General features: G+C 73.8%; 10 protein-coding genes. 5 read left to right on the forward strand and 5 right to left on the reverse strand.

Features of this window, described 5'->3' with window-relative positions:
- Positions 1-387 precede the first annotated feature (387 nt).
- The 5 genes from ACFWUY_RS39885 to ACFWUY_RS39905 form a co-directional block, all read right to left on the reverse strand.
- The gene (locus ACFWUY_RS39885) at positions 388-1,044 is read right to left on the reverse strand and encodes a DUF3618 domain-containing protein (RefSeq protein WP_384121602.1); all 657 of its coding nucleotides are present in this window, start codon (positions 1,042-1,044) and stop codon (positions 388-390) included.
- Positions 1,020-1,505: a phage holin family protein gene (locus tag ACFWUY_RS39890; RefSeq protein ID WP_384121604.1), complete on the reverse strand. Its 486-nt coding sequence runs from the start codon at positions 1,503-1,505 to the stop codon at positions 1,020-1,022. The genes ACFWUY_RS39885 and ACFWUY_RS39890 overlap by 25 nt, the downstream gene beginning before the upstream one ends.
- A 2-nt stretch (positions 1,506-1,507) precedes the next feature.
- Positions 1,508-2,293, reverse strand: coding sequence for a hypothetical protein (locus ACFWUY_RS39895; RefSeq protein WP_384121606.1), 786 nt, complete (start codon positions 2,291-2,293; stop codon positions 1,508-1,510).
- 165 nt (positions 2,294-2,458) lie between these two features.
- Positions 2,459-2,896, reverse strand: coding sequence for an SRPBCC family protein (locus ACFWUY_RS39900; RefSeq protein WP_384121608.1), 438 nt, complete (start codon positions 2,894-2,896; stop codon positions 2,459-2,461).
- Positions 2,875-3,837, reverse strand: a complete 963-nt coding sequence (locus tag ACFWUY_RS39905; protein ID WP_384121610.1) for an SDR family oxidoreductase — start codon at positions 3,835-3,837, stop codon at positions 2,875-2,877. The genes ACFWUY_RS39900 and ACFWUY_RS39905 overlap by 22 nt, the downstream gene beginning before the upstream one ends.
- A gap of 306 nt (positions 3,838-4,143) precedes the next feature.
- Between ACFWUY_RS39905 and ACFWUY_RS39910 the strand changes: the two genes are divergently transcribed.
- The 5 genes from ACFWUY_RS39910 to ACFWUY_RS39930 all read left to right on the forward strand — a co-directional run bounded on the left by ACFWUY_RS39910 (position 4,144) and on the right by ACFWUY_RS39930 (position 7,816).
- Complete coding sequence (locus tag ACFWUY_RS39910; RefSeq protein WP_384121612.1) at positions 4,144-4,320, forward strand: hypothetical protein; 177 nt, start codon at positions 4,144-4,146, stop codon at positions 4,318-4,320.
- 151 nt (positions 4,321-4,471) lie between these two features.
- Positions 4,472-4,660 (forward strand): DUF4383 domain-containing protein, encoded by a 189-nt coding sequence (locus ACFWUY_RS39915; RefSeq protein WP_384121614.1) that lies wholly within the window; start codon positions 4,472-4,474, stop codon positions 4,658-4,660.
- The gene (locus ACFWUY_RS39920; RefSeq protein WP_384121616.1) at positions 4,660-5,196 is read left to right on the forward strand and encodes a metallophosphoesterase family protein; all 537 of its coding nucleotides are present in this window, start codon (positions 4,660-4,662) and stop codon (positions 5,194-5,196) included. Before ACFWUY_RS39915 ends, ACFWUY_RS39920 begins: the two co-directional genes overlap by 1 nt.
- Positions 5,197-5,313: 117 nt before the next feature.
- Entirely contained in the window at positions 5,314-5,508 is a 195-nt protein-coding gene (locus ACFWUY_RS39925; protein ID WP_384121618.1) for a hypothetical protein, read from the forward strand.
- A gap of 49 nt (positions 5,509-5,557) precedes the next feature.
- Positions 5,558-7,816 carry an ATP-binding protein gene (locus tag ACFWUY_RS39930; RefSeq protein ID WP_384121620.1) on the forward strand — a complete coding sequence of 753 codons (2,259 nt, stop codon included), beginning with the start codon at positions 5,558-5,560 and terminating at the stop codon, positions 7,814-7,816.
- Positions 7,817-7,968 lie beyond the last annotated feature (152 nt).

The raw sequence follows: 7,968 nt of genomic DNA on the forward strand, positions 1-7,968 counted from the left end.
CACGCCTCCGAGGAGGAAGAACGCGAACGACGTGATCAGGTAGAGATGCCCGATCTTCTTGTGGTCCGTCGTCGTCAGCCAGTCGATGACGACGCGTCCCCGGCTTCTCCTCCTCACCGGTACGAGGGTGGGCGGTTCCGTAGACGTGACCATGGGAACTCCTGAACACCGTGGGCGGGCAAGGAGACGCTAGGTCAGCGACCGAGGAAAACCGTCGCTACACGAGGTGCGCGGAACAAATCGCTTCATCACATCAGGGCATGACCTGCGGCGTCGACCCGACGGCGGGAGAACGGCACCCGAACGGCCGGTCGAGGCCAGGCCCGACGCGGCGGGCCGCCCGGCCCGCTCTCGCGGTACCGGGCGGCCTCGGCGGCGACGTCCCCGTCACTTGTCCGTGGAGATCGAGCGCACCTCCTCCGCGGTGTCCTGCCCGACCCGGCGCACGTCCTGGGCGGTCTCCCGTCCCGCGGTGCGGGCGTCGTCCTTGGTGGTGGCCGCCGCGTCCTGCGCGGTCGACTTCACCGACTCCACCGCCTCCGTGACCGGCTCGCGCAGATTCTCCTTGACCTCCTGCGCCGCCTCGACGGCCGTCTGCTTGACCGGTCCCAGGAGTTCGTCGGAGTGCTCCTTCAGGCGCTGGGCGGCGCGCTCCTCGGCTTCGGTGGTCGGCAGGAGGGCCGCCGCCAGCATGCCCGCTCCGAACGCCATGATCCCGGCGGCGAGGGGGCTGCCCTCGGTTCCGCGCCTGGCTCGGGCGGGCGCGCTCCGCACCGCCTCGCCCACACTGTCGACGGCCTCGCGCGTGGTCTCCGCGATGCCGTCGGTCGCCTGCCCCGCACCGTCGGCGATCCGCTGTCCCCTGTCGTGCGCCGTGCCCATCACGCGCTCCTTCACGTCGGTGAGTCCGTGCCGTACGGAGGCGGCCTTGCGCTGCGCCACCCTGCGCGGTGTCAAACGGTCCGCGAGGAGGTCGACGTTGTGAGCCAGGTGCGCGCGGCGGTGCTCCCGGTCACGCCTCAGCTCCTCGGGTGTCGTGCCCATCGGGTGTCCTCCTTCAACGCTTCGACGGTGTGTTCGGGTGTGAGGTCCACGGTGCGGAGCCGCTTGCGTCCCGTGGTGTACAGAACGGCTCCGGCCACGGCCCACACGGCGGTGACGACGAGAGCGGCCCAGACGACGTCCATGACGTGGCTGAGCGCGGCGACGACCGTCAGGCTGCCGAACAGCAGGACCAGGTGTCCCGCGTAACCGGCTCCGGCGAGCATGCCCGCCGCCTTCCCGGCCTTCGTCGACTCCTCCTTGATCTCCGCCTTGGCCAGCTCGATCTCGTCCCGCATCAGCTGGGAGAGGTCGGTGCCGATGTCCCCGATCAGGTCACCGATCGAGGCCTCCCGTGTGTCCCGCGCCTCCCGGGCGGGGGGTGGGGGCGGTGTCGGCGCGGCGCGGGGAGGCGCGGAGGGAGTCATGGGCGTGGAGAGCCGCTCGTGGGAGGAGATGGCCACGGTCAGCTCACCTCTCCCCGCGGGTCCCCGTCGGCCCCCGGCCGGTAGGGGGCCGCGGACGTGGGCGGATAGGCGGGCGGCGCCGGAGTGCTCGGCGGCGCGTGCGTCACGTGCGGCGGCTGCGACTGCCCGTAGGTGTCGAGCGGATCGGCGTAGCCGTCACCGGCGCCCTGCGCCGTGGGCAGGGACCGGTCCGTCGGAGGCCGGTACGTCGCGGCGGCCGCGGGGTCGGGGTCGTACCCCGCCGCCCGGTCCGTGGTGCGCGAGCCGTCGGAGCCGTCGGAGGACGCGGCGCCGACGCCCTTGCCGGCGCGTGCGACGGCGAATCCCGCGAGCGCGGCGCCGGCGAGGAACATCCCGGGCCGACGACGGGCGAACCCCTGCAGATCGCTGAGCAGCCCGTCGGGGCCGCGGCGCTCGAGGTGGTCGGCCATCCGGTGCCCACGGTCGGCCATCTGACGCGCCAGCCCGCCGGCCGTCGAGTCCGGCTTGCCGTTCTCGCTCATGTCGCGTATCTCGGTCGCGAGCTTCCGGACGTTCTCCGCGAGGCGTCGCGTCTGGGTGCTCGCCTGGTCCTGGAGCTGCTCCCGAAGCTCGCCGACGAGGTCCTTCCCCTGTGCCCGGGTCTCGCCGACGACCTGCCCGGCCTGCTCCTTCGCGGTCCGGGCCACGCCCGAAGCCTTGTCCCCGATCAGGGCGGCGCTCTCGCTCGCCTTGTCCTGGGCTGTGTGCGCTACTGCCGTCGGCCTGGATTCCTGCCGGCGGTCCGAGTCCTGGAAGTGACTCAAGGCTCCTCCTCGTCCACTGCGGCGGTCGGTTTGTCGGATGTACTCCTCGGCGCGTACCCGGCTCGCCGGAAACAATCCTCTTTATGGCCTTTCGTCCTGTTCCGTCCGCACGGAAGGCCTCGTCGGCCAGGGGCAGGCGTGTCGCCCGGCCGCCCGGCCGACCGGCTAACCGGCGGACTCCTCGACGACGTTCGCGAGCCGTCTCAGCATGTCGCGGTGGCGCAGCTGGATCAGGGCGTCGACCGCGACGTTGTGCAGTGCGCCGCCGATGCCCCGCAGCGGGTGCTCGTCCACGATGACCAGGCACTCCTGGCCCCAGGAAAGGACCTCGATCGACACCCGGGCCGTACCGACGGGCCCGCTGTCGACTTCCAGCTGCAGTTCGTCCGGAGCGTTGATCCGCCGTACGACGGTGGTCCCGGAAGCCGTCCACGGTCCGATCCGGACGGTGTACTCCAGCGCCGAGCCGAGCTCGGGCCACCGGCCGCGGGTGACGTGCGAATCGCTGGTGCCCACCACCCAGTCCGCGTAGCGCGAGCCGTCGGCGAGCACGTCCCACACCTGGCGGGGCGTGGCGTGGATCAACCGGTGTCGTACGGCCATGGTTCCTCCTCGGAACGGATCTGTGAACGGCGGCCCTGGTCCGCGGGCGGCGTCGGGGAGCCGGCGGCGGCGCCACCCGGCCCCAGGAGGGGGGTGGGCGGCAGAGGATCGTCCCCGCGGGCCGCCAGGACCTGCCGGGAGCGGTACGTGACGACCGACGGCAGGCAGGCCCGCGCCGCGTGGACGCCGCGCAGCCACGCCGGGGCGTACACCTGCGCGGACCGGCGCTCGATCCCCCGGACCATGGCGCGGACGAAGGGGTCGACGTCGTGCGTGACGGAGACGGGCCACGGCGTTCGCGTGCGCAGCAGGCGGAAGACCGCGGTCTCGTCGGCCTCGCGGATCATGTCGGTGTCGGCCCAGCCCAGATAGGCGACGCCGACGCCGACACCGCGGTGGGCGACCTCCGCGCGCAGCGCGTGCGCGAACGCCTCCACCCCCGATTTGGAGGCGCAGTACGCCGTGAGCAGAGGCGCGGGCGTGAGGGCCGCGAGCGAGGCGACCTGGAGGTGGTAGCCGTGGGTGCGCAGGAGGTCGGGCAGGAAGCAACGGGCGGTCAGGGCGCTGCCGACGAGATTGACGTCGACCACCCGGCGCCAGGCTCTGGGGTCGGAGTCCACCAGGGGGCCGCCGAGGGCGACACCGGCGTTGGCGACGACCACGGAGGGCACGCCCAGGGCGGCCCGTACGGATTCGGCGGTCGTCGCGAGCGCTTCGGGATCGGTGACGTCGACCGCCCAGTGGGCCGCCGGGCCGGGCAGGTCGGCCGCCACCCGGCGGAGCCGTTCCTCCTCCAGGCCGAGCAGAGCCACCCGGGCGCCCCGCCGGGCCAGGGCGCGCGCCAAGCCTTCACCGAGCCCCCTCGCGGCGCCGGTGACCACGGCGACCCTGCCCTTCAGGGGGCCCGCGTCCGTGGAGTACCGCCGACAGCGAGGCCTCATGGCAGGCCGCTGCCCGCCGGACCCGTCGCTACACCTCCCCCCTCCCATTCCGTTCGGCCGCTCCCCGGTCTCCACCTCGCCGTGCCCCCCGGACAGCCGGCTCCCACGGCTTCACCACCCTCGCCGCCGCCTCCGTGCCGACCGTACGAGCGGCCCGGTACCGAGCGACTCGTCCTTGCCGAGCGGCTCGTCCTTCTGCCCGTCCGCGCCCGGAGTGGGACGACACGGCCCGGGTACTCGCGGTCCGGGCGAGGGTCACAGGGACCACCGCCGACACACCGACACCGCCCGCACGGAGGACCGTCCATGAGTGAGCAGACACCGTCCCAGGCCGAAGGCGAGCGCGAGCCGGACCCCGGGACGACCGGCGTACCACCTGCGTCCGAATCCTCCGAGGCGCCTCGTACGACGCCGTCGCAGGCGGAGGGTGACAGGGCGGAAGAGGACGACGGCGCCGGCGCCGAGGACACGGCCGGGGACTGAGACGGGGCCCGCGATGCCCGGCGCCGTCAAGGGCCGGGCGGTCGGAGGCGGGGGCGGCGCACACCGCCTCCGACCGTGCCGGCGCGACGGTTCGGCGGGTGTCCGACGGCGGCCGGCGCCCACCGGGACGACCTCCAGGAAGAAGACCCTGGTGTCCACGCGTACCCGTGCGACACGGAACGCCCGCACACCGGTCCAACAGGCCGCGATGCTCGTCGGAGCGGTGTTCCTCCTCGTGGGGGTCCTCGGATTCATACCGGGGACCACCACGGACTACGACACCCTGAAGTTCGCCTCGCACGACAAGGACCCGGGCCGCGGGAGGGGAGGAGGCAGGTGATGGGCGACGACACGGCCGTGACGGCGGCCCGCCCCGTACGGGTGCTGCTCGTCTCGGACACCCATGTTCCCCTGCGCGCCAGGCGGCTCCCCGACGAGTTGCTGCGCGAGACGGACCGGGCCGACGTCGTCATCCACGCCGGGGACTGGGTCGACGTGGCCACCCTGGACCTCCTGGAGGGACGCGCACGGCGCCTGGTCGGCGTATTCGGCAACAACGACGGCGCCGAACTGCGCGCGCGGCTGCCGGAGACGGCCCGCGTCGAGCTGGGTGGCCTGCGGTTCGGCGTCGTCCACGAGACGGGGGCGGCCCGCGGCCGGGAGGCGCGCTGCGCCGCTCTCCACCCCGACCTCGACGTCCTGGTCTTCGGCCACAGCCACATCCCCTGGGACACCGTGGCGCCCGGCGGCCTGCGCCTGTTGAACCCGGGGTCGCCGACGGACCGCAGGCGGCAGCCGTACCGCACGTACATGACGTGCGTGGTGGCGGACGGGGTGCTCGGCGAGGTCGTTCTGCACCGCCTGCCGACGCGCTGACCGTCTCCTGCCCCGGCCGCCCGACCACGGGCAGGACAGGCCGGTACCCCGGGTACGCCGCGAGCCCCGGCACGCCGACCCGGTGGCGTCCGGTGAGGACTCCCTCGTGGAACTCCCTTGCGGCACCCCGTCCTTCGGGTACCGGCCGACGGAGCCGCGCGGCGCCGCACACGCCTCGACGAGGCCTCCGCCGCCGTGGTCACCGAGCGGCGGGCCTGGCCGCCCGAGGCCGGTCGAGCCACGACCTCGGTCCACCGCGCGTCGGCACCGGAGGCGCTCAGGGCGGTCATGGACCCGGCACTGAGGCTGTGACCTGGTGAAACGCGTCGTATTCTTCCCTCGGGCGAGACAGGGGGCGGTCGTGCCGGAGGAGAAGCCGTTCGGGGCGGTGCTGCGCGGGCTGCGACAGCGGGGCCGCTTGACGATGGAGGAGCTGGCCGAGGCGTCGGGGGTGAGCGTCCGGGCGATCGGCGACATGGAGCGGGGGCGCAGCCGGGCCCCGCAGCGGCGGACCGTGGCGGCGCTGGCGGAGGGGCTCGGGCTGTCGGAAGCGGAGCGGGAGGCGCTGCTGGTCGCGGTGCGGGCCGCGCGTCCGACGAGCGCGGTGGCGGCGACGGGGACAGCGGCGCCGCCGCGGTCCGTGGGGGACTTCACGGGGCGTGGTCCGGAACTGGCGCGGCTGACGGAGATCGCGGAACGGGCGGGCACCGGTGAGGGCGTGTCGGTGTCGGTCGTCTCGGGCCCGCCGGGGTGCGGGAAGACGACGCTGGCGCTGAAGGCGGTGGCGGAGCTGGCGGGTGACTTTCCCGACGGGTGCTTCGTGGTCGACCTCCACGGGGTCGAGGGCCCTGGGGACCCGGACGAGGCGCTGCTGAAACTGCTGAGGGCCCTCGGGGTCTCGGACCGGCGGCTGGGGCAGGAGGACGCGCAGGGTCGTGCGGGGCTGCTGCGGGCGCTGCTTGGCGAGCGCCGGTGCCTGCTGGTCCTCGACAACGCCCGCGACGAGGGGCAGATCCGTCCGCTGCTCCCCGCGGCCGGGCGGAGTCTGGTGCTGGTCACCAGCCGACGCCCCCTGTCGGGACTGGAGGACGTGGACCGGCTGATGCTGTCGGAGATGACGCGGACCGAGGCGGTCGAGCTGCTGCGCAGGATCCTGGGCGCGGAACGGGCGGACGCGGAAGCGGAGTCGGTCGCGCGGGTCGCGGAGCTGTGCGGGCGCCTGCCGCTGGCTCTGCGGGTGGCGGGCAACTGGCTGACCGTGCGGTCGGGGCGGAGCGTCGACCACCTGGTCCGCCGTCTGGCCGACGAGGAGCGGCGGCTGGGCGCGCTCGCCACCGGTGACGTGCGGGTCGAGGCCGCGTTCGAGCTGTCCTACCGGCAACTGACCGGCCAGGCCGCCCGGATGCTGCGGCTGTTGAGCCTGGTGCCGGGGCCGGACATGACCGCCGCCTACGGCGCGGCGCTGACCTCCAGCGGCGTCTTCGAGGCCGAGGACGTGATGGAGGAGCTGGCCGAGGCCGGCCTCCTCCGGGCCACCTTCACCGGCCGCTACCAACTGCACGACCTCCTGCGGCTGTTCGCCCGTACGTGCCTGACGCGCGAGGAGGAACCCGGCGACCGCGAAGCGGCCGGGTACCGGCTGCGGACCTGGCTCCTCGGGACGGCTGTGGTCGCGGGCCGCTGGTTCAAGCCCGCGTACGGCGCGCCGCCGTCCTCCTGGCAGGGCCTGGTCCCCCTGGAGAGCGCCGAGCAGGCCAGGGCCTGGCTCCAGAGCGAAGCCCCCGCCTGGCTCGCCGCGCTGCGCGGCGCGGCCCGGCACGGTGAGCACACCCGGGTGGTGGAGACCGCCGATGCCATGGAGTGGTACTACCAGCTGTCGCTCTACTGGGGGCACTGGCCCGAGGTCTTCCGTCTCTCGAGCGAAGCCGCCGCCGCACTCGACGACCCCCGCCTGCGGGCCGTCCACCTCAACCACTACTCCTGGGCCCTGAGCACCTGCGAGCACCGGTACCGCGACGCCATCGAACGGGCCGACGAAGCACTGGAATGCGCCCGCCGCGCCCAGGACGTCCCTCAGCAGGCCTGGGCGCTGGTGTACGCGGTCTTTCCCCACCGGCAGCTGGGCGAACTGCAGAAGGGCTTCGACAAGGCCCGCGCCGCCGCCGACCTGTTCGAGGCCGCCGCCGAGCACGAGGGGTGGATCGAGACCATCGGCCTGTACGGAGGCACCCTGCGTGACTCCGGCCGCGCAGAGGAAGCCCTGACCCAGCACGAGCGCATCATCGACTTCCTCGATTCGCCCGGCTGCCCCGTGGTCGGGCACGCCGCCGACAGCTATCGCGCCGCCGCGACGGAAGCTCTCGGTCGCGACTACGCCGCCCTGGAGCGGTGGAGCGAGGCCGCCGAGCAGTATCGCGACGCCGTGGACCAGGCTCACCGCATCGGCGTTCCCCACAGGGAGGCCGAAGTGCTCCTGCGCTGGGGAGAGGCCCTGATCGCACGGGGAGAGACCGAGGAAGCCCGCTCCCGCCTCCGTCAGGCCGTGGCCTTCGGCGACGCCGTCCACAGCAGCCACCTGAAGAGCGCGCAGGAGCTCCTGGACTCGCTTCCGGCCGAATGAGCCGAACGACAGGACCGGGACGTCCTTCGGTGCGGAGCCGACCGCCGTCCTCGTGACGTGTCAGAGGCTGTCGCACCTGCTGAGCCAGCGCCGGAGCGCGGTGTGGGTGGTGTCGTCCAGTGCGCACAGGGCCTCGATGGCATCGAGGTCGC

Origin of the sequence: Streptomyces sp. NPDC058664, from assembly GCF_042716635.1 — a bacterium.
GTDB lineage: Bacteria > Actinomycetota > Actinomycetes > Streptomycetales > Streptomycetaceae > Streptomyces.